The organism is Brassicibacter thermophilus, assembly GCF_055378355.1.
In genome coordinates this window covers 645,249-667,153 of the sequence record NZ_AP042446.1, presented here as the reverse complement: position 1 = coordinate 667,153, position 21,905 = coordinate 645,249, and the positions used below count along the sequence as shown (strand labels likewise).

The following is a 21,905-nucleotide window of genomic DNA, read 5'->3' as shown; positions in this document are numbered from 1 at the left end:
TCCTCCTTTCTATAAAACTTACTTAGAAACCTTTTTAGTTTCCCTTATGGTCAATAATCCACCCTTTGGTCCTGGCACTGCGCCTTTTACAAGCAATAAATTTTTCTCAGCATCTACTCTCACTATTTCAAGATTTAAAACTGTAACTTTCTCATTACCCATATGTCCTGACATCTTCTTGCTCTTTAATACTCTACCTGGATATGTTGCTCCAGCCATCGCACCTACAGCCCTATGATACTTTGAACCATGGCTTTCAGGGCCTCTATGATGCCCATGTCTTTTTATAACTCCTTGATATCCTTTACCTTTAGAAGTCCCAGTAATATCCACTTTTTCTCCTGCTTTAAATATATCAACTTTTATTTCTTGACCTATTTCATATTGTTCGATATCGTCAACTTTAAATTCTTTTAGATATTTTTTATACTCAACTTCAGCTTTATCAAAATGTCCTTTTAAAGGTTTATTTAATTTACTTTCTTTTATGTCCTGATATCCTACTTGTATAGCATTATATCCATCTTTGTCTTTAACTTTTTTTTGAACAACTTTGATTGGACCAGCTTCAATTACTGTTACAGGTACAACAGTTCCATCTTCGTTAAATATCTGTGTCATACCTAATTTTTTGCCTAATATATTTTTCATTAATATACACCTCCTGTTTTCTTACAGCGGATTACACTTTATAGTAATGTGTAATCATACTAAGCAGAGTGCATTTTATTTCTCTACTTAATTCACTTAATTACAATTTTATTTCAATATCTACGCCAGCAGGCAAGTTTAGTTTCATAAGAGAATCAACTGTCTTTGGTGTTGGATTTAAAATGTCAATTAATCTCTTATGAGTTCTTTGTTCAAACTGTTCTCTAGAGTCCTTATACTTGTGAACAGCCCTTAAAATTGTAATAATCTGTTTTTCTGTTGGCAATGGTACAGGACCTGATACTGTAGCTCCTGTTCTCTTAGCGGTTTCAACAATTTTTTGAGCTGATGAATCTAGTATTTCATAATCATAAGCTTTTAACCTAATTCTAATTTTTTGTTTGCTGTTACCGTTTTTTGGCATTAATAATTCCCTCCTTCTATCGCATGTTTTAATACATACGACTAGACATTACCGATACACTTAACCGGGTGTTTAGTAAGTTTTTTTAATTTGCATACCCAGCAATGTCAGCCGCCCGATTTTTAACCGGACATTCTCAGCAAAAATTCCCTGATTAATATCAGCAACCTTTTGCATCATCGCATGTCAACAGCATACTATAACATTTTATATTAAAACTTTAAAAAACTCAAGCCCCTCTAGAAAATTTTTTAATAAATTGTTTTAGATATTAAAAGAAGGGTATACCCTTCTTTTAATATCTAAAGTTTACTATTCAATAATTTTAGTAACAACGCCAGCTCCTACTGTTCTTCCACCTTCACGAATAGCAAATCTTAATCCTTCTTCCATTGCTATTGGTGTGATTAATTCTATATCAAATCTTGCGTTGTCTCCTGGCATTACCATTTCTACTCCTTCTTCTAACTTTATTGTCCCTGTTACGTCTGTTGTCCTAAAGTAGAATTGTGGTCTGTATCCATCAAAGAAAGGTGTATGTCTTCCTCCTTCTTCCTTTGTTAATACATATACTTCTGATTTGAATTTTGTATGTGGTGTTATTGTCCCTGGCTTAGCTAGTACTTGACCTCTTTCTATTTCTGTCCTCTGTACTCCTCTTAGTAATGCTCCTATGTTATCCCCTGCTTGTGCTTGGTCTAATAACTTCCTGAACATTTCTACTCCTGTTACTACTACTGTTCTTGTCTCTTCTGCTAACCCTACTATTTCTACTTGGTCTTGTACTTTTAATACTCCTCTTTCTACTCTTCCTGTCGCTACTGTTCCTCTTCCTGTTATACTAAATACATCTTCTACTGGCATTAAGAATGGTTTGTTTATATCTCTTTCTGGTGTTGGTATTGTTTCATCTACTACTTTCATTAATTCTAGTATCTTATCTCCCCATTCGCTACTTGGGTCTTCTAATGCTTTTAATGCTGACCCTACTACTATTGGTGTGTTGTCTCCATCAAATTCATATTCGTTTAATAATTCTCTTACTTCCATTTCTACTAATTCGATTAATTCATCGTCATCTACCATGTCTGCTTTGTTTAAAAATACTATTATCTGTGGTACTCCTACCTGTCTTGATAGTAATATGTGTTCTCTTGTTTGTGGCATTGGTCCATCTGCTGCCGATACTACTAGAATTGCTCCGTCCATCTGTGCTGCTCCTGTGATCATGTTCTTTACATAGTCAGCATGGCCTGGACAGTCTACGTGTGCGTAGTGTCTATTTTCTGTTTCGTATTCTACGTGTGCTGTTGATATTGTGATTCCTCTTTCTCTTTCTTCTGGCGCTTTATCTATGTTGTCAAATGCTACATATTCCCCTGTACCTAATCTCTCGTGTAATACTCTTGTTATCGCTGCTGTTAATGTTGTCTTACCGTGGTCTACGTGCCCTATTGTTCCAATATTAACATGTGGTTTAGTTCTCTCAAATTTTTCTTTTGCCATCTTTTATTCCTCTCCTTCCATAATATCTAATAATACTTATTTCTTATTTAAGCAAATTGTACATTAAAATATATTTTCACTATTATTATGCGGTTTCACTATCTGTTTTCTAATATTTTCTTAGCTATATTATTAGGAACTGGTTCATAATGATCAAATTGCATAGTATATGTTCCACGTCCCTGAGTTTTTGATCTTAAATCAGTAGCATACCCAAACATTTCAGCTAAAGGTACAAAGCCTCTTATTACCTGTGCACCACTTCTAGGTTCCATTCCTTCTATTCTTCCTCTTCTAGAATTAATGTCACCCATAACGTCTCCCATATATTCTTCAGGAACAACTATTTCAACCTTCATATATGGTTCAAGCAATACAGGATTTCCTTTTTGCATACCTTCTTTAAATGCCATTGAACCAGCTATTTTAAATGCCATTTCAGAGGAATCTACTTCGTGGAATGAACCATCATATAAAGTGACTTTTACATCAAGTACTTCGTATCCTCCTAAAACTCCATTTAACATTGCTTCTTGGATACCAGCATCAACAGCTGGAATATATTCTTTTGGGATAACTCCACCAGTTATCTTATTAACAAATTCATATCCAGAACCTGGTTCTTGTGGTTCTATTTTAATTTTTACATGACCATATTGACCACGTCCACCTGATTGTCTAACATATTTACCCTCAACATCAACAGGCTTAGTAATCGTTTCTTTGTAAGCAACTTGAGGGCTACCAACATTAGCCTCAACCTTAAATTCTCTCAAAAGTCTATCTACTATAATTTCAAGGTGAAGCTCTCCCATACCAGCAATTATTGTTTGCCCTGTTTCCTCATCTGTATATGTTTTAAATGTAGGGTCTTCTTCAGCAAGTTTTGCCAATGCTACAGACATCTTTTCCTGACTTGCTTTTGTTTTAGGTTCAATTGCTACTCTAATAACTGGTTCAGGGAATTCCATTGATTCCAATATAATTGGAGCATTTTCATCGCATAGAGTATCCCCAGTTGATGTATCTTTTAAACCTACTGCTGCAGCAATATCTCCAGCATATACTTCGTCAACTTCTGTTCGCTTATTAGCATGCATTTTTAGAATACGTCCTATTCTTTCCCTTTTACCCTTCGTTGAATTAAGGATATAAGATCCAGATTTTAAAACTCCAGAATATACTCTAAAAAAAGCTAACTTTCCTACATAAGGGTCAGCCATTATCTTAAAAGCTAAAGCTGCAAATGGTTCATCATCTGAAGATTTTCTTTCATCAACTTCATCGCTATTTGGCTTTACTCCTTTTATAGGAGGAACATCTAGTGGCGATGGCATAAAATTAACTACTGCATCAATTAATGGTTGAACACCTTTATTCTTATATGAAGACCCACAAAGTACAGGTATTATGCTATTACTTATAGTGCCTTTTCTTATAGCTCTAATTATCTCATCTTCACTTATTTCTTCGCCTTCCAAATACTTCATCATTAATTCTTCATCTTGGTCGGCAATACTCTCTAACATTTTTTCTCTGTACTCTTGTGCCAATTCCTTCATATTATCTGGTATGTCACTTTCTTCCATTTTTGTACCTAAATCGTCTTTATATATTATAGCTTCCATCTTTATCAAATCAACAATTCCTAAAAATTCTTCCTCTTTTCCTATAGGAAGTTGAATTGGCACTGGATTAGCTTTAAGTCTATCTTTTATCATATCTACAACTCTATAATAATCTGCACCGGTAATGTCCATTTTATTTACAAATGCAATACGTGGAACATGATATTTATCTGCTTGACGCCATACAGTTTCAGATTGAGGCTCAACACCACCTTTTGCACAAAATACCGCTACTGAGCCGTCAAGAACACGAAGTGATCTTTCAACCTCTACAGTGAAATCCACGTGTCCAGGCGTATCTATAATATTAATTCTATGATTTTTCCAATAACATGTAGTAGCAGCAGATGTTATGGTTATGCCTCTTTCTTGCTCCTGCTCCATCCAATCCATTTGTGCTGCACCTTCATGTGTTTCACCTATTCTGTGTATTTTACCAGTGTAAAATAATATTCTTTCTGTAGTTGTAGTTTTTCCTGCATCAATATGAGCCATTATACCTATATTTCTTGTTTTCTCTAATGAAATTTCTCTAGGCACAATTATTCCTCCTTTCTGCTGCTATAGTATCATACAATAACCATAACTTGTCACTAATACACTACCATCTATAATGTGCAAAAGCCTTGTTAGCTTCAGCCATCTTATGCGTATCTTCTTTTTTCTTAACACTAGCTCCAGTATTATTAGCAGCATCTAAAATTTCTTTAGCAAGCCTTTCTTTCATTGTCTTTTCTCCTCTTTTTCGAGCAAAATCAACTAGCCATCTAAGGCCTACTGTCTGTCTTCTGTCACTTCTAACTTCAACAGGTACCTGATATGTTGCTCCACCTACACGTCTTGCTTTTACTTCTAGTACAGGCATTATATTATTAAGTGCTTTATAGAATACTTCCAATGGATCTTCACCAGTTTTTTCCTTTACATAATCAAGTGCTCCATAAACTATCTTCTGTGCTACTCCTTTTTTACCATCTAACATTACTTGGTTAATTAATTTTGTAATGACTTTGTCTTTATATATTGGGTCAGCCATTACTTCTCTTTTTTGTATGTGTCCTCTTCTTGGCACTATACTTCCCTCCTTAATAATCTAAGACTAATTCATAGGTACTCGACAAGCAATGTTGCCGTAGCGTGCACAAAATGCAATTTGTAAAATCTATCTACAAACCGCTATTCTAATCGTAATAGCTGCATTTAGCACTTATAACCCCTAAATATAATACCTATTTTTTAGGTCTCTTAGTACCATATTTTGATCTAGCTTGTTTTCTGTTTTCTACTCCTGCAGTGTCTAAAGTTCCTCTTACAATATGGTATCTAACACCTGGTAAGTCTTTAACTCTACCTCCTCTTATAAGAACAACACTGTGTTCTTGCAAGTTATGTCCTATACCAGGAATATAAGCAGAAACCTCAAGACCATTAGTAAGCCTTACTCTGGCAATTTTTCTTAAAGCTGAGTTAGGTTTTTTAGGGGTAACTGTCTTTACTGCTGTACAAACCCCTCTCTTTTGAGGAGAACTTACTTGGGTAGGTCTTTTCTTTAAAGAATTATATCCAATATTCAAATGTGCAGATTTGGATTTATAAGTAACCTTTTCTCTACCCTTTCTTACTAATTGACTAATAGTTGGCATCTAGGCACCTCCTTCCAATAAAATAAAGCTATTTTAATATTGCAGCTGATGCTGCTTTTACATCAATTCCACATGCTTTGCCTAATTCTCTCATAGTATTAACATGTACTATTTCGACATTATTATTCTTTGCCAATTCTATTACATCTTTTACCACTCGAGAATCTGCATCATTAGCAACAAATAACACCTTAACCTTACCACTTTGCAATGCTCTTCTAACTTGTTTAGTACCTACTACTTTTTTTTCTGTTTTAAGCATATCTAACATAATAGTTTCCTCCCCCCTTAAATATCCGGAAGATTATGTAGATCACTCTACATAATCTTCCTTAACTTTAAAAGAGTCAACTACATTTTTGCACACTTTAATATTCTATCATCAGATTTTTTCTATGTCAATATTATACTTCTTGTATTTCATTTGTTTTATCTTCTGAAATAATTTTATCTTCTTCAGTCTTAACCGCAATATTTTTATATTTTCTCATTCCTGTCCCTGCAGGTATCAATTTACCAATTATGACATTTTCCTTTAATCCTATTAAATGATCTTCTTTGCCTTTTATTGCAGCGTCAGTTAATACTCTTGTAGTTTCTTGGAATGATGCAGCGGACAAGAAAGATTCTGTTGCTAGCGATGCTTTAGTAATTCCTAACAAAACTCTTCTTCCTACTGCTGGCTTTTCACCTTTTTCTTCAGCTATTTTATTTTTATCCTCAAATTCAAATAAATTTACAAGACTTCCTGGCAATAAATCCGTATCCCCTGCATCTTCAATCTTAACTTTACTAAGCATCTGTCTTACTATAACTTCTATATGCTTATCATTTATATCAACACCTTGTAGTCTGTAAACTCTTTGAACTTCTTTAACAAGGTAAGATTGTACTCCTGATACTCCTTTTATTTTTAAGATATCGTGAGGATTTACAGAACCTTCAGTTATCTCGTCTCCTGCTTCAATTACATCACCAGCTCTTACCTTCAATCTAGAGCCATAAGGAATAGTATATGACTTAGATTCTCCATCATCTGAAGTAATAATTACTTCCTTCCTTCTCTTTGCTTCGTTAATTGATACAGTTCCTGCTATTTCTGATATTATTGCAAGACCTTTTGGTTTTCTAGCTTCAAACAACTCTTCAACTCTTGGCAAACCTTGAGTAATATCTGCTCCTGCTACTCCACCAGTGTGGAAAGTACGCATAGTAAGCTGTGTTCCAGGCTCACCTATTGATTGTGCCGCAATTATTCCTACTGACTCACCAACATTTACAACATCTCCAGTAGCCATATTTTTCCCATAACATTTAGCACATACTCCATGTCTAGTTTTGCATCCTAAAACTGACCTTATTTTAACTTTTTGAATACCTGCCTTCACTATCTTATCTGCAATATCTTCTGTAATCAGTTCGTTAGCACCTACAATTAGTTCATTAGTTTCAGGATCATAAACGTCCTCAAAGCTAAATCTGCCTTCAATTCTATCCTTTAAACCCTCAATAACTTCCTTACCATCCATGAATGGTGTGGCAACAATATATTGGTCAGTTCCACAATCTTCCTCTCTTACAATGATATCTTGACTTACATCAACTAGTCTTCTAGTCAAATATCCAGAATCAGCTGTTCTTAAAGCAGTATCAGCTAATCCTTTTCTAGAACCGTGAGTAGATATAAAGAACTCTAAAACTGATAATCCTTCTCTAAAATTAGATTTTATAGGAATTTCTACAGTTCTACCTGACGCGTTCGCCATCAAACCTCTCATTCCTGCTAATTGCCTAATTTGGTTTTTACTACCTCTAGCACCTGAATGAGCCATGATATATATGTTATTCAGTTTATCTAAATTTTCCATTAATGCCTCTGTAACTTTTTCCGTTGTTTTATTCCAAACAGATATAACTTTTTCATATCTTTCTTCTTCAGATATTAAACCTCTTCTATAGTTCTTTTCATATTTATCAACAATTTCCTCAGCTTGAGATAGAAGCATTTCCTTTTCATCTGGTACTACTATATCTCCAATACTAATGGTTATTGCTCCAATAGTAGAATAATGATAGCCCATTGATTTGATATGATCTAAAACTATAGCAGTAATAGTATTGCCGTGTTTTTTATAGCATTTTTCTACAATTTTTCCTAACATTTTTTTATCAACTAAAGTGTCTATTTCCAAAGCATATTTGTCCTTTGTTCTATCTACAAATCCTAAATCTTGAGGAATATGTTCATTAAATATAAATCTACCTACAGTACTTTCTACTAGTTTTCCTCTATCCTTTGGATGTAATTTTCTTCTAACCTTTACTCTAGCGTGCAATCCTACTTCTTTATTATAATAAGCCATTAACATTTCATCATAATCTTTGAAAATCATTCCTTCCCCTTTTTCTCCAGATATTGTAACTGTCAAATAATAACTTCCTAATACCATATCTTGAGTTGGGGTCGTAATTGGCTTGCCATCTTTAGGTGCTAGTATATTGTTTGTAGATAGCATAAGGAGCCTTGCTTCTGCTTGAGCTTCAGTAGAAAGTGGAACATGCACAGCCATTTGATCACCATCAAAGTCTGCATTATACGCAGTACATACTAATGGATGCAGCTTAATTGCCTTTCCTTCTACAAGGACTGGTTCAAACGCCTGTATTCCTAGTCTATGCAAAGTAGGAGCACGATTAAGAAGCACAGGATGTTCTTTTATAACAGAATCTAATACATCCCAAACTGCTGGTTTAACCCTTTCTACCATTCTTTTAGCACTTTTAATGTTATGAGCATAGCCTTCATTCACTAGTCTTCTCATTACAAAAGGTTTAAATAGTTCTAATGCCATTTTCTTAGGCAATCCACATTGATAAAACTTAAGTTCAGGTCCAACAACTATAACTGAACGTCCAGAATAATCAACCCTTTTACCTAGTAAATTTTGTCTAAATCTACCTTGTTTACCTTTCAGCATATCTGACAGGGATTTAAGTGGTCTATTTCCAGGTCCAGTAACAGGTCTTCCCCTTCTGCCATTATCTATTAGGGCATCTACTGCTTCCTGCAACATTCTTTTTTCATTTCTTACAATAATATCTGGTGCACCAAGATCAAGCAGCCTTTTAAGCCTATTATTTCTATTAATTACTCTCCTATACAAATCATTTAAGTCTGAAGTTGCAAATCTCCCTCCATCTAATTGAACCATAGGTCTCAAATCTGGTGGAATTACAGGTATAACATCAAGTATCATCCATTCTGGTTTGTTTCCCGACTGTCTAAACGCTTCTATAACTTCAAGCCTTCTAATAATTCTTACTTTCTTTTGCCCTGAACTATCTTTTAATTGACGTCTAAGCTCTTTTGCTTCTTTATCAAGATCTACTTTTTGGAGCAATTCTTTTACTGCTTCTGCTCCCATAAGAGCCCTAAATTTATTACCGTATTTATCAACAGCTTCCCTATATTCATTTTCTGTAAGAAGTTGTTTTTCTGAAAAAGGAGTTTCTCCAGGGTCAATAACTACATAAGAAGCAAAGTATAATATTTTTTCAAGAGATCTTGGAGACATATCGAGAACTAAACCCATTCTACTTGGTATCCCTTTAAAATACCAAATATGAGATACAGGAGCTGCTAGTTCAATATGCCCCATTCTTTCTCTTCTTACTTTTGATTTCGTAACTTCTACGCCACATCTGTCACATACTACACCTTTATACCTTACTCTCTTATATTTTCCGCAATGGCACTCCCAATCTTTAGTAGGGCCAAATATCTTTTCACAAAATAATCCTTCCTTTTCAGGTTTTAATGTCCTATAATTAATTGTCTCAGGTTTTTTAACTTCTCCTCGAGACCACTGCCTAATTTTTTCAGGAGATGCTAAACCAATTCTTATTGAATCAAAATTATTAAGTTCAAACAAGGAGCTTTCTCTCCCTTCATTATTAGTTTAGAATTGATTGTTTAAAAAAATATTTTAACAAAATATTTTTTAGACAATATTATTCTTCTTGATAATCTTCAAAGTTATCATCATAGTCATCATCAAATTTATCAACTATTTCCTCATTATTTTCGTCATCACTATTTTCGTCATCATTATCTTCGTCTTCTTTGTCATTTGGTTCATCGTAATCATCAAGATGTTGCGAACTATCATCTAAATCTATACCTAAATCTAAATTACTTACTTCATCATCATCATCTACAGACTCTTTAATTTCGATTTCTTTGTCTTCTTCAGTTAATACTTTTACATCTAATGCCAAACTCTGTAATTCTTTAATAAGTACCTTGAAGGACTCAGGAACTCCAGGTTCAGGCACATTTTCTCCTTTTACGATAGCTTCATATGTCTTGACACGACCAACTACGTCATCAGATTTTACAGTTAAAATTTCTTGAAGTGTATGAGACGCTCCATAGGCTTCAAGAGCCCAAACCTCCATCTCACCAAATCTCTGGCCTCCAAATTGTGCTTTACCTCCTAAAGGTTGCTGAGTCACTAGTGAATAAGGTCCAGTAGATCTTGCATGGATTTTATCATCAACTAAATGATGTAGTTTAAGCATATACATATACCCTACAGTAACAGGGTTATCAAAAAATTCTCCAGTTCTACCATCTCTAAGCTGTATTTTACCACTTTCAGGAAGTCCTACATCTCTCAATGCTTTCATTATATCATCTTCAGAGGCACCGTCAAATACTGGTGTAGCTATCATTACCCCTGCATATTTAGCTGCCATACCTAAATGTACTTCGAGTACCTGCCCAATATTCATACGTGAAGGTACACCAAGTGGATTTAAGACAACCTCTACAGGTGTTCCATCTGGTAGGAATGGCATATCTTCCTCAGGTAGTATTCGTGATATGACACCTTTATTTCCATGGCGCCCACACATCTTATCACCAACATTAATTTTGCGTTTTGTCGCAACATAAACTCTAACCAATTCATTTACTCCCGGTGGAAGTTCATCGCCGTTTTCTCTTGTAAATACTTTTACATCAACTATTATTCCTGTTTCTCCATGTGGAACCCTCAAAGATGTGTCTCTAACTTCCCTAGCTTTTTCTCCAAATATAGCTCTTAGTAATCTCTCTTCTGCTGTCAGCTCTGTTTCTCCTTTAGGTGTAACTTTTCCTACTAATATATCTCCAGATTTTACCTCAGCACCAATCCTAATTATTCCTCTTTCATCTAAATCCTTCAACATATCTTCGCCAACATTGGGAATATCTCTAGTAATCTCCTCAGGTCCAAGCTTTGTATCTCTAGCTTCAGATTCATACTCCTCTATATGAATTGATGTCAAAGTATCTTCTTTTACAAGTTTTTCACTAATAAGTATTGCATCCTCATAATTATATCCTTCCCAAGTCATGAAAGCAACTAACAGGTTTTTACCTAATGCAATTTCACCTAAATCTGTAGAAGGTCCATCTGCAATAACCTGTCCTTTCTCTACTCTTTCATTTTTGTTTACTATTGGTCTTTGGTTAATACATGTTCCTTGGTTTGAACGTTTAAACTTCAACAACTTATATCTATCAGTCTGACCATCTGAATCTCGCTTAATCACAATCTCATTTGAAGTTACTTTAATTACAGTTCCACTGTGTTTCGCAATTATTGCAACTCCAGAATCTTTAGCAGCCCTATATTCCATTCCTGTTCCGACTATAGGTGCTTCCGTTTTTAGCAAAGGCACCGCCTGCCTCTGCATATTAGCACCCATAAGTGCTCTATTTGCATCATCATTTTCTAAAAAAGGTATCATAGCTGTACCTACAGAGACAATCTGTTTTGGTGATACATCCATGTATGAAGCTTCATTACTTGGGAAAATATCTATAACTCCATTTTTCCCTCTAGCAATAATTTTTTTATTTATAAACCTTCCTTCTTCATCTAATGGCTCATTAGATTGTGCTATAATAAATTCATCCTCAACATCTGCTGTTAAATACTCTATCTGATCAGTTACTACTCCTCTTTCGCGATCTATTTTTCTATAAGGAGCTTCTATAAATCCATATTCATTTATTCTGGCATATGTCGTAAGCGAAGTTATAAGACCAATGTTAGGTCCTTCAGGAGTTTCTATAGGACACATTCTGCCGTAATGAGAATGATGAACGTCTCTTACTTCAAAACCTGCCCTATCCCTACTCAAACCACCAGGCCCAAGAGCAGACATTCTTCTTTTATGAGTTAACTCAGCTAGAGGATTAGTTTGATCCATAAATTGAGACAACTGACTGCTGCCAAAAAACTCTTTAATCGAAGCTGCTACTGGTCTTATATTAATTAAAGCTTGAGGTGTCACAACATCGATATCTTGAATGGTCATTCTTTCTTTTACTACTCTTTCCATTCTTGATAATCCAATTCTAAATTGATTTTGTAATAGTTCTCCTACTGACCTCAACCTTCTATTTCCTAAATGATCAATATCATCAACATCTCCAATACCAAAAAAGAGATTCAATTCATAATTTATAGATGCCACTATATCGTCAATTATAATATGCTTAGGAGATAAATCTTTGTGTCTTTCTTTTATTGCCTCCTTAAGCTCATCCATATCTTTAATTTCATCAATTAATTCTTTCATTATAGGATAATATACCTTTTCCTTTAAACCAATATCATCAGTTGAAAAAGGTAAATTAAAAGCTTTTATATCAACAAAATTATTTCCTATTACTCTTATAGCTTTATCATTTTCCCCTAAAATGTCTACAGAATTTATTCCACTTGCTTCTATTTTAAGGGCTTTATCCCTTGTAATTTTTTCACCTTCACTAACAAGCAATTCACCCGTATTAGGATCAATAATATTATTGTAAGCTATTCTATCTATTATTCTATTTCTAAGTGCCAATTTTTTATTAAATTTATACCTACCAACTTTAGCTAAGTCATATCTTTTAGGGTCAAAAAATAGAGTATTTATAAGGGATTTGGCACTATCTACAGTAGGAGGTTCTCCAGGTCTAAGCCTTTTATAGATCTCGATAAGACCTTCTTCAACGCTACTAGTATTATCTTTTTCTAGTGTCTTTAATAATTGCTCACTTTCTCCAAAAATATCCTTTATCTCAGCATTAGTTCCATATCCTAAAGCTCTTAATAAAGTAGTAAGGGGCAATTTTCTAGTCCTATCTACTCTAACATAAATAACGTCATTTGAATCACTTTCGTATTCTAACCAAGCTCCCCTATTAGGTATAACAGTTGAAGAAAAAAGTTTTTTTCCTGTTTTATCTATATCTTGCGCATAATAAACTCCTGGAGATCTTACTAACTGACTCACTACAACTCTTTCTGCACCGTTTATTATAAAAGTTCCCTTTTCTGTCATTAAAGGAAAATCTCCCATAAAAACTTCTTGTTCTTTTACTTCACCAGTTTCTTTATTTATTAATCTTACCTTTACTTTTAATGGTGCTGCATATGTCGCATCTCTTTCTTTACATTCTTCTTCATCATATTTTGCTTTATCTCCAATACAATAATCTACAAATTCTAATATGAGATTTCCAGTATAGTCTTGTATTGGAGAAATATCATCAAAAACTTCTTTTAGGCCTTCTTTAAGAAACCATTCATATGATTTCCTTTGTACCTCAATTAGATTGGGTAGTTCTAATACTTCATTAATCCTTGAATAACTCATTCTAACCCGTTTTCCAAATGAAACAGGATGCACCATTACATTTCACCCCTTATTGAATACTAAGGCAACCCAAAAAATATAATTGGTCCCTTGGTAATTTTTGTTTAAACACATGTATTATAATATTGCCAGAATTAATATCTTTTATTCAATTTTCGTGCCAAAATTCGTCTATTTTGCATCTTACTATGCTACCATACTAAAATAAACTTGTCAAGCATAGTTTAGCACTTTTTACAAACTAGTTTTTATATTGTCTACATTTGTGGAAATTGCATAATTATTGTAGGGCCAAAATTTCTTAAATTATTTATTATGCAATATCCTAATTTTGATAATTAGGATATAAATTTATATTTCGTTATAAGAATATAAAATGGTGGTTACATGTAAAAAGGGCTTTCTTTATTACTGAAAGCCCTTTTATATAGGTCGATTATTTAACTTCTACAGTTGCTCCAACTTCTTCAAGTTTAGCTTTGATTTGGTCAGCTTCCTCTTTAGATGCACCTTCTTTAACTGGCTTTGGTGCATTGTCAACTAATTCTTTAGCTTCTTTTAATCCTAATCCAGTTATTTCTCTAACAACTTTTATAACTTTGATTTTTTGAGCTCCTGCACTTGCTAATACAACATCAAATTCAGTTTTTTCTTCTTCAGCTGGTGCTGCTCCACCTGCTGCAGGCATAGCTGCCATTGCTACTGGAGCTGCTGCACTTACACCAAATTCTTCTTCTAATGCCTTTACTAATTCTGATAATTCTAATACTGTAAGGCCTTTAACCTCTTCAATCAAATTTAACACTTTTTCACTTGCCATTTTAAAATCCCTCCGTATCAATTTTTATATTTTTTAATATTTGTTAAGCTTGTGCTTCTTGCTTCTCTTTTATAGCATTTAATGCATATACAAGATTTCTTATATTTCCTTGTAATACATTGACAAAACCAGTAATAGGTCCATTTAAACCTCCAAGTACTTTTGCAATAAGTACTTCTCTTGGTGGTAATTCTGCTAATTCTTTTATTTCATCTAAAGAAATAATTTTGCCATCTACAATACCTGATTTAATTTCTAAGTTTTTATGCTCTTTTGCAAATTCATTTGTTATCTTAGCTGGAGCTACTGGATCATCATAACAAAATGCAATAGCATTTGGACCAGTTAAAAACTTAGTAAATTCTTCAAATCCAGCATCCTTAAATGCAAATCTCATTAAAGTGTTCTTGTAGACTTTATAATCAACTCCAGCTTCTCTATATTTTTTTCTTAACTCAGTTACTTCCTCTACATTTAATCCTCTATAATCAACAAGAACAACAGACTGAGCTTTATTAACTTTCTCTTTAATTTCCTCTACAATCTGCTTTTTTGCCTCTATCGCAGCCTTCAATCAGTACACCTCCTTATGGCAAATTTAAAAACACTTATTAAATATAACAAAAAGCCTCCCGCAGACATAAGGAGACTTTGTATTCTAAAACTTAAAACATCAAAAATCACCTCGGTAGGATATTTAAACTATAATAAATAGTACCTACTGTCTACGGTATTTATATTTAATTTTGAACAACTGATATTTTATCAATAAAAAAATATGTTGTCAACTATTTTGTTTTCAAAATTAGATTTCCAAAGACAAAAATTTCATTAAGCTTCCATTAACTTCTGTGGATTAATCTTTATCCCAGGACCCATAGTACTCGATATAGTAACGCTCTTTAGATACTTACCTTTAGCAGCTGCTGGTCTAGCCTTAATAACAGCCTCCATTAAAGTATTAAAATTGTCAGTAAGCTTTTCTGTCCCAAAAGAAGCTTTTCCTATAGGTACATGTATGATACTTGTTTTATCAACTCTGTATTCAACTTTACCTGCTTTTATTTCTTTTACTGCTTTGCTAACGTCAAAAGTAACAGTTCCTGATTTAGGATTTGGCATTAAACCCTTTGGACCTAATATCCTACCTAGTCTTCCTACTACACTCATCATATCTGGAGTAGCAACAACAACGTCAAAATCAAACCAGTTTTCATTTTGAATTTTCGCAACATATTCTTCTTGCCCAACAAACTCTGCTCCTGCCTCCACTGCTTCTTTTGCCTTATCTCCTTTAGCAAACACTAACACTTTTTTTGTTTTCCCTGTTCCATGTGGTAAAACAATAGCACCTCTTACTTGTTGGTCTGCATGTCTAGGGTCAACTCCTAATTTTATTGAAAGTTCAATAGTTTCGTCAAATTTAGCCTTAGCAGTTTTTTGTACTAATTCTATAGCTTCTGAAACGTTATAAAGATTTTCTTTATTAATCAATTTAATGCTTTCGCGATATTTTTTACCTCGTTTTGCCATTTTACCTACCTCCTCGTGGTTTTAACGGTTTATACCTCCCACATTTTTCTAATCTTCTATAACAAATCCCATACTTCTAGCAGTACCTGCAACCATACTCATAGCTGCTTCAATACTACCAGCATTTAAATCAGGCATCTTAATTTCTGCAATCTCTCTAACTTTATCTTTAGATAATTTTGCAACTTTATTTTTATTAGGTTCGCCTGATCCTGATTCTACTCCTGCTGCTTTCTTTAGTAATACTGCAACTGGAGGAGTTTTAGTAATAAAAGAAAAAGATCTATCTTGATAAACTGTAAGAACAACTGGAATAATCATACCAGCTTGGTCAGCAGTCCTTGCATTAAATTCTTTAGTAAAAGCCATAATATTTACACCATGAGGTCCCAAAGCAGTTCCTACAGGTGGTGCTGGTGTAGCCTTTCCAGCTGGTATTTGTAGTTTTACTACTGCAATTACTTTTTTTGCCATTTTTCTTACACCTCCTTATTAAGTCGTGGTCATTGTAAACATTCGGATTTAACTCTCACTATTTATAATTTTTCTATTTGATCAAAATCGAGTTCAACTAAAGTTTCACGTCCAAACATGGATATAAAAGCTTTTAGTTTTCTCTTTTCATTATTTATATCTTGAACAGTACCTATGAAATTCTCAAAAGGTCCTGATATAACCTTTATAGCATCATTTTCATTGATATCAATTTTAGGAATAGAATCTTGCACTCCTAATGCTTTTATTTCTTCATCACTAAGAGGTACTGGCTTAGATCCAGGCCCAACAAATCCAGTAACCCCTCTTGTATTTCTAACTAAGTACCAGGATTCATCATTCATTACCATCTTAACTATTACGTACCCGGGGAATATCTTTCTTTCTTTTTTCTTTCTTTTACCATTCTTCACTTCTATATATTCTTCCGTAGGAACCTTTACTTCAGCTATATAATTTTTCATACCCCTGTTTTCTACAAGTTTTTCAATATTAGCCTTAACTTTATTTTCATGGCCTGAATAAGTATGAACAACATACCATTTAGCCTTATCTGACTTATCTGTCATAACATCCGGGACTATATTTCAGTCCCTTACCTCCTTCATCATACGCATTTTATCTCAATATTAAAGAAAATAGCTTGTGCACACCTAAGTCCAATATCCAAACGATCAAAGAAATAAGAAGACAAATAACAACTACAACTATAGTATGATTTGTTAATTCCTTTTTATTCGGCCATATTACCTTTTTTAATTCAGCTCTAGAACTTCTAAAATAATTTCCCATTCTTTTAAAAGGGCTCTTTTTCACTCCACTTTGAGTTGCCATCTACTCACATCCTTACTTAAAAGTATTTATTTAGTTTCCTTATGAAGTGTATGTGAACGACAGAATTTGCAATATTTTTTTAATTCAATTCTTTCAGAATTATTTTTTTTATTCTTAGTTGTTACATAATTTCGTTGTTTGCATTCCGTACACGCCATAGTAACTTGAACTCTCAAGTAAAACACCTCCTAAATCATTAACACTATATATAAGTATCTCTCATCCGAGCACAAAAAAATCATGATATCTACATTACTTTATATAAACTATCATAAAAAATTTATTATGTCAATAAAAATATTAGTTTAACCAACTTTAGAGTACCAAACATGTAAACTTTCTTTAAAAAAGACTAGGCAAAAGACCTAGTCTTTTTATCATTACTATTCAATAATTTTAGTAACAACGCCAGCTCCTACTGTTCTTCCACCTTCACGAATAGCAAATCTTAATCCTTCTTCCATTGCTATTGGTGTGATTAATTCTATATCAAATCTTGCGTTGTCTCCTGGCATTACCATTTCTACTCCTTCTTCTAACCTTATTGTCCCTGTTACGTCTGTTGTCCTAAAGTAGAATTGTGGTCTGTATCCATCAAAGAAAGGTGTATGTCTTCCTCCTTCTTCCTTTGTTAATACATATACTTCTGATTTGAATTTTGTATGTGGTGTTATTGTCCCTGGCTTAGCTAGTACTTGGCCTCTTTCTATTTCTGTCCTCTGTACTCCTCTTAGTAATGCTCCTATGTTATCACCTGCTTGTGCTTGGTCTAATAACTTCCTGAACATTTCTACTCCTGTTACTACTACTGTTCTTGTCTCTTCTGCTAACCCTACTATTTCTACTTGGTCTTGTACTTTTAATACTCCTCTTTCTACTCTTCCTGTCGCTACTGTTCCTCTTCCTGTTATACTAAATACATCTTCTACTGGCATTAAGAATGGTTTGTTTATATCTCTTTCTGGTGTTGGTATTGTTTCGTCTACTACTTTCATTAATTCTAGTATCTTATCTCCCCATTTACCATTTGGGTCTTCTAATGCTTTTAATGCTGACCCTACTACTATTGGTGTGTTGTCTCCATCAAATTCATATTCGTTTAATAATTCTCTTACTTCCATTTCTACTAATTCGATTAATTCATCGTCATCTACCATGTCTGCCTTGTTTAAAAATACTATTATCTTTGGTACTCCTACCTGTCTTGATAGTAATATGTGTTCTCTTGTTTGTGGCATTGGTCCATCTGCTGCTGATACTACTAAAATTGCTCCGTCCATCTGTGCTGCTCCTGTAATCATGTTCTTTACGTAGTCAGCATGACCTGGACAGTCTACGTGCGCGTAGTGTCTATTTTCTGTTTCGTATTCTACGTGTGCTGTTGATATTGTGATTCCTCTTTCTCTTTCTTCTGGCGCTTTATCTATGTTGTCAAATGCTACATATTCCCCTGTACCTAATCTCTCGTGTAATACTCTTGTTATCGCTGCTGTTAATGTTGTCTTACCGTGGTCTACGTGCCCTATTGTTCCAATATTAACATGTGGTTTGGTTCTCTCAAATTTTTCTTTTGCCATCTTTTATTCCTCCTTATTTTGTTTAAAAATTAATAAACTCATCCGGGTGTTTCACAATATAAATGTGCTTGTGGAGCCCACGACCGGACTTGAACCGGTGACCTCTTGCTTACCATGCAAGTGCTCTACCTGCTGAGCTACATGGGCATTCATCACTGTTAATTATTTTACTATTTGGGTAATCTATTGTCAATAGTAAATAATTATTTGCCATTAATGTTATGAATCTCTAACTTCTAAATATCTTTCTAATTTTCTTTTAACTCTTTGCAGTGCATTATCTATTGATTTTACATGCCTGTCTAAATCTGCAGCTATTTCTTGATAAGACTTACCTTGTAAATATGACATCAATACTTCCAACTCAAGATCACTTAATATTTCACCGATCTTGTTCTCAATATTATTTAATTCTTCCCTACTTATTATGAGTTCTTCAGGATCAGTTATTTTTACACCACACAAAACATCTAATAAAGTCCTATCAGATTCTTCATCGTATATAGGTTTATTTAAAGATACATAAGAATTCAAAGGGATATGCTTTTGTCTTGTGGCTGTTTTTATTGCTGTTATAATTTGTCTTGTAATGCACAATTCAGCAAAAGCTCTAAAAGAAGTGAGTTTGTCCTTTTTATAATCACGAATTGCCTTATATAGTCCGATCATTCCTTCTTGTATTATATCTTCTTTATCAGCACCTATTAAAAAATAAGACCTAGCTTTAGCCCTAACAAAATTTTTATACTTCTTCATTAAATACTCTAATGCATTATGATCACCGTTTTTTGCATCTTCTACTACATCTTCATCGTCCATTAAAGCATAAATTTCCATAGACAGCTCCTTATATACACCAAATCCCACAAGCATCCCCTCCAAAAATACATAAAAAAATGTAAAACCCATAAATTTATTATAATTAATATCAACCCTTGAGTCAAGAATTTTACTGATTTTCTCTAAATCTTTGAAGTTTTTTTAGTTGTTCCTCATCTAATCCACCAATTAATAAATTATTTTTAGCTTTAGCTCTAGACGCTTTAGCACGAATATTTTTTTTGCAATCTTCTACTTCTATTTTTAATTCCCTTGCTGATATCCTAATGCCACCTCTACCAAAGACTACTTGCTGTTCAAGCCAGTCTGAAGTAGCAACTCTTACCTTTTTAGTTTTTCCTATATCGTTTAACATTCTTTCAATATAGTGGTCTGCACTTTCTCTCTCCCTAGTGTAAATAACTTCTACTCCTTTAATTACATCTTTTTTCTGTATGCTTCCCTTAACCAAATGAGCATCAAATACTATGGCTACTTTTATACCTGTATAAGAACTATATTCTGCCATAATTTCTATTAGCTCATTTCTTGCTGCTTCAAGGCTATCTTTGCTTAATAGTCTTAGGTTATCCCATGCGTTAATAATATTGTAACCATCTACAAATAAATATTCCTTTATATCTCTTTTCATTTCACATTTTTTTATATTCTCTTTGCCTTAAAACCTCATACATTATTAAAGAAGCAGCAACAGAAGCATTTAGTGAATTTATATTACCTTTCATAGGTATACTTATTAAAAAATCGCACTTTTCCTTTACCAATCTGGATATACCTTTGCCTTCACTTCCTATAACCAAAGCAACTGGTCCGGTTAATTTTTTTTCAAAATAATTTTCTTCCCCTTTTGCATCTGCACCATATATCCAAACACCTCTATTTTTAAGCTCATCTATGGCATATGATATATTGGATACCTTAGCTACAGGTATGTATTCTAAAGCTCCAGCAGAAGTTTTTGATACTACCGATGTTACCCCTGCTGACCTTCTTTTAGGTATTATTACTCCATGAGCACCAGCACATTCCGCTGTTCTAATTATAGAACCTAAGTTATGAGGATCAGTAATTTCGTCAAGTACTACTACGAAAGGATCTTCATTGTGTTCCTTAGCATTCTCAAATATATCATCTATAGTCTTATATCTATATGCAGAAGCAATAGCTATTACCCCCTGGTGAGAATTTGTAGAAGACATTAAGTCCAATTTTTTCCTCTCAACGTTCTGAATAATAATCTTTTTATCCCTAGCCATACCAATAATTTTCCCAATGGAACCTTGCTGTGAACCTTTAGCAATTAAAATCTTTTCTATCTCTCTATCAGACTTTAAAGCCTCAATAACTGGATTTCTGCCCTCTATAATACCTGTATCTTTCAACTCTATTCACTCCCTAAATTTCACTATTAATCATATGTTTTTAAATTTTTCTCTTACTTCATTAATCATACCACAGCTCATTTTACCTTCAGGACATGGACCACTAATACAACTTGGCCCCGAATATTTAAAAAGAGTAGGACAAACTCTACGAACCTGTTTTAACATTTCAATAGCAAGCTGCCTAATTTCCCATTGAGCTCTATTACAACATCTATGCTTAAAAAAATTAAACAGCGCCCTCGCATTCATGGTAAAAACTATCTTTGTTTCACATGCATTTGGGAAAACATAACGCGCATCCTCAATAGCACGTTTTTCAGCCATGAATTTAGCTTTTTCTTCTTTATATCCTTTTTTTTTATATTCACCATAATGCTTTTTAAATAAAATATTAGTTAACTCGTCATAATATTTTTGCGCTTCCTTCATTGACTTAATAAACAAACTTTTAGCTCCAGAGTCATTTGCAATATCAGGTGGAATAATATACTCAAATTGTTCAAGTTTCACATATCTTTGTGATTGTTGAGAGTAGGAGGCCCCTATTCTGTGCCTTACTAATTGATGAGTAAGCACTCTACTTACACCTTCAACTCCAAAAGTAAAAGAAACATGTTCTACTGGTGATTCGTGTCCCATACTCATAAGCATATTTAAAAATTTAGCTACCTTATCTTCACTAAGTTTATCCTCTATATCGTTAATCCCAACTCGTGAATAACATAACTTAGCTGCTGAAGCTACTAATCTTTCAGCATCTGGTGTATATCTTAATAAGTTAACTTTAAGCTTTGCCTCCATTAAACTCCCCCTTTAATTATAAAACCATTAAAAATTTCTCCAATTACTATAAAATTATTATATCATAAAA

The 21,905-nt window shown here is 33.7% G+C and carries 21 protein-coding genes, 1 tRNA gene and 1 other annotated feature; all 22 genes read right to left on the bottom strand.

Translation table 11 applies throughout. The features are described 5' to 3' along the window. Positions 1-18 precede the first annotated feature (18 nt). The 22 genes from rplC to thyX all read right to left on the bottom strand — a co-directional run bounded on the left by rplC (position 19) and on the right by thyX (position 21,835). Entirely contained in the window at positions 19-651 is a 633-nt protein-coding gene (rplC, locus tag ACZ41D_RS03120) for a 50S ribosomal protein L3 (RefSeq protein ID WP_464152467.1), read from the bottom strand. A 100-nt stretch (positions 652-751) separates the two neighbouring features. Further along, a complete protein-coding gene (gene rpsJ / locus ACZ41D_RS03115) occupies positions 752-1,075 on the bottom strand; it encodes a 30S ribosomal protein S10 (RefSeq protein ID WP_464152466.1) in 324 nt (107 codons plus the stop codon). Positions 1,076-1,387: 312 nt separating this feature from the next. Next, entirely contained in the window at positions 1,388-2,581 is a 1,194-nt protein-coding gene (tuf, locus tag ACZ41D_RS03110) for an elongation factor Tu (RefSeq protein ID WP_464152465.1), read from the bottom strand. Between the two features lie 98 nt (positions 2,582-2,679). Continuing rightward, positions 2,680-4,749 carry an elongation factor G gene (gene fusA, locus ACZ41D_RS03105; protein ID WP_464152464.1) on the bottom strand — a complete coding sequence of 690 codons (2,070 nt, stop codon included), beginning with the start codon at positions 4,747-4,749 and terminating at the stop codon, positions 2,680-2,682. Positions 4,750-4,810: 61 nt separating this feature from the next. Continuing rightward, positions 4,811-5,281 (bottom strand): 30S ribosomal protein S7, encoded by a 471-nt coding sequence (gene rpsG / locus ACZ41D_RS03100; protein WP_464152462.1) that lies wholly within the window; start codon positions 5,279-5,281, stop codon positions 4,811-4,813. 157 nt (positions 5,282-5,438) lie between these two features. After that, the gene (gene rpsL, locus ACZ41D_RS03095; protein ID WP_464152461.1) at positions 5,439-5,852 is read right to left on the bottom strand and encodes a 30S ribosomal protein S12; all 414 of its coding nucleotides are present in this window, start codon (positions 5,850-5,852) and stop codon (positions 5,439-5,441) included. Between the two features lie 28 nt (positions 5,853-5,880). Next, positions 5,881-6,123: a ribosomal L7Ae/L30e/S12e/Gadd45 family protein gene (locus ACZ41D_RS03090; protein WP_464152459.1), complete on the bottom strand. Its 243-nt coding sequence runs from the start codon at positions 6,121-6,123 to the stop codon at positions 5,881-5,883. Between the two features lie 133 nt (positions 6,124-6,256). Then, positions 6,257-9,784 carry a DNA-directed RNA polymerase subunit beta' gene (gene rpoC / locus ACZ41D_RS03085; protein ID WP_464152458.1) on the bottom strand — a complete coding sequence of 1,176 codons (3,528 nt, stop codon included), beginning with the start codon at positions 9,782-9,784 and terminating at the stop codon, positions 6,257-6,259. Positions 9,785-9,863: 79 nt separating this feature from the next. Next, positions 9,864-13,586 carry a DNA-directed RNA polymerase subunit beta gene (gene rpoB, locus ACZ41D_RS03080; RefSeq protein WP_464152457.1) on the bottom strand — a complete coding sequence of 1,241 codons (3,723 nt, stop codon included), beginning with the start codon at positions 13,584-13,586 and terminating at the stop codon, positions 9,864-9,866. 400 nt (positions 13,587-13,986) lie between these two features. Then, a complete protein-coding gene (rplL, locus tag ACZ41D_RS03075) occupies positions 13,987-14,370 on the bottom strand; it encodes a 50S ribosomal protein L7/L12 (protein ID WP_464152456.1) in 384 nt (127 codons plus the stop codon). Between the two features lie 43 nt (positions 14,371-14,413). Beyond that, the gene (rplJ, locus tag ACZ41D_RS03070) at positions 14,414-14,944 is read right to left on the bottom strand and encodes a 50S ribosomal protein L10 (protein WP_464152454.1); all 531 of its coding nucleotides are present in this window, start codon (positions 14,942-14,944) and stop codon (positions 14,414-14,416) included. Between the two features lie 37 nt (positions 14,945-14,981). Continuing rightward, positions 14,982-15,119: a sequence feature (ribosomal protein L10 leader region), on the bottom strand. Between the two features lie 82 nt (positions 15,120-15,201). Beyond that, positions 15,202-15,903: a 50S ribosomal protein L1 gene (rplA, locus tag ACZ41D_RS03065; protein WP_464152453.1), complete on the bottom strand. Its 702-nt coding sequence runs from the start codon at positions 15,901-15,903 to the stop codon at positions 15,202-15,204. A gap of 48 nt (positions 15,904-15,951) precedes the next feature. Then, positions 15,952-16,377, bottom strand: a complete 426-nt coding sequence (gene rplK / locus ACZ41D_RS03060) for a 50S ribosomal protein L11 (protein WP_464152452.1) — start codon at positions 16,375-16,377, stop codon at positions 15,952-15,954. Between the two features lie 62 nt (positions 16,378-16,439). Next, complete coding sequence (nusG, locus tag ACZ41D_RS03055) at positions 16,440-16,967, bottom strand: transcription termination/antitermination protein NusG (protein WP_464152450.1); 528 nt, start codon at positions 16,965-16,967, stop codon at positions 16,440-16,442. 49 nt (positions 16,968-17,016) lie between these two features. Beyond that, positions 17,017-17,232 carry a preprotein translocase subunit SecE gene (secE, locus tag ACZ41D_RS03050; RefSeq protein ID WP_464152448.1) on the bottom strand — a complete coding sequence of 72 codons (216 nt, stop codon included), beginning with the start codon at positions 17,230-17,232 and terminating at the stop codon, positions 17,017-17,019. Between the two features lie 26 nt (positions 17,233-17,258). After that, positions 17,259-17,408 (bottom strand): 50S ribosomal protein L33, encoded by a 150-nt coding sequence (gene rpmG, locus ACZ41D_RS03045; protein WP_464152446.1) that lies wholly within the window; start codon positions 17,406-17,408, stop codon positions 17,259-17,261. A gap of 207 nt (positions 17,409-17,615) precedes the next feature. Further along, positions 17,616-18,809: an elongation factor Tu gene (gene tuf, locus ACZ41D_RS03040; RefSeq protein WP_464152444.1), complete on the bottom strand. Its 1,194-nt coding sequence runs from the start codon at positions 18,807-18,809 to the stop codon at positions 17,616-17,618. Between the two features lie 71 nt (positions 18,810-18,880). After that, positions 18,881-18,956, bottom strand: a tRNA-Thr gene (locus ACZ41D_RS03035). Positions 18,957-19,028: 72 nt separating this feature from the next. Beyond that, positions 19,029-19,676: an RNA polymerase sporulation sigma factor SigH gene (sigH, locus tag ACZ41D_RS03030; protein WP_464152442.1), complete on the bottom strand. Its 648-nt coding sequence runs from the start codon at positions 19,674-19,676 to the stop codon at positions 19,029-19,031. Between the two features lie 82 nt (positions 19,677-19,758). Continuing rightward, complete coding sequence (locus ACZ41D_RS03025) at positions 19,759-20,280, bottom strand: NYN domain-containing protein (protein ID WP_464152441.1); 522 nt, start codon at positions 20,278-20,280, stop codon at positions 19,759-19,761. Between the two features lies 1 nt (position 20,281). Further along, a complete protein-coding gene (gene rlmB, locus ACZ41D_RS03020) occupies positions 20,282-21,031 on the bottom strand; it encodes a 23S rRNA (guanosine(2251)-2'-O)-methyltransferase RlmB (protein ID WP_464152440.1) in 750 nt (249 codons plus the stop codon). 30 nt (positions 21,032-21,061) lie between these two features. Next, positions 21,062-21,835, bottom strand: coding sequence for an FAD-dependent thymidylate synthase (gene thyX / locus ACZ41D_RS03015; protein ID WP_464152439.1), 774 nt, complete (start codon positions 21,833-21,835; stop codon positions 21,062-21,064). Between the last annotated feature and the right edge of the window lie 70 nt (positions 21,836-21,905).